2 protein-coding genes are annotated in these 633 nt (G+C 43.8%); both read right to left on the bottom strand.

Features of this window, described 5'->3' with window-relative positions; translation table 11 throughout:
- Positions 1-238 (bottom strand): ATP-binding cassette domain-containing protein (locus R8O10_RS25890; protein WP_318192052.1); only part of this gene is annotated, 238 nt, incomplete at its 3' end.
- Positions 239-240: 2 nt separating this feature from the next.
- A partial coding sequence (locus tag R8O10_RS25885; protein WP_318192051.1) for an iron chelate uptake ABC transporter family permease subunit occupies positions 241-633 on the bottom strand: 393 nt, incomplete at its 5' end.

Here is a 633-nt window from a genome sequence, read left to right as displayed (position 1 = left end):
ACACAGCAAGCTTTTTCGCCAGCTCTTTGGTATCCCACTCAGCGATCTCTTTACAGTCGATGATGACGCTACCACCATCTCGCTCTGTTAGGCGAGAAGCCATCGAGAGCAAGGTACTTTTACCGGCTCCATTTGGGCCAATGATCGACGTCACTTTGCCTTTTTCGAACTGAGTATCCGCGCTATCAACGACTTTACTCGAACCAAATGCTTTGGTTAGTTTCTCTATGACTTTCATGTTTATACGATTTTGTTTTTCAACAGCAAATACAAGAAGTAAATGCCGCCAAGGAAGTTAATGACCACGCTTAGCGTTGTCTCAAAATTAAATACGTTTTCAATGATCCACTGCCCTGAAAGCAAGGAGCTAATGGCCAACAGCGAACAGCCTATCAACAATGTTTTATGTTGATAGGAATGAAACATCTCACGGCTCAAGTTGGTCACAAGCAAACCAAAGAACATAATTGGGCCAACCAAAGCGGTAGAAATTGCAATCAAAACCGGAGAAAGGATGAAGACGTTGCGCGTCACTTTCGGCACATCAACACCCAAGCTTTTCGCGTTGTCTTGATCTAACCAGAACACATCCAATGTGCGATGCATACGAAACAATAACCAGCAAGCCAATAT

The organism is Vibrio sp. 1727 (assembly GCF_033344415.1).
In the GTDB taxonomy this organism is placed as follows: Bacteria; Pseudomonadota; Gammaproteobacteria; order Enterobacterales; family Vibrionaceae; genus Vibrio; species Vibrio alginolyticus.
This window is presented reverse-complemented; position numbering and strand designations above follow the sequence as displayed.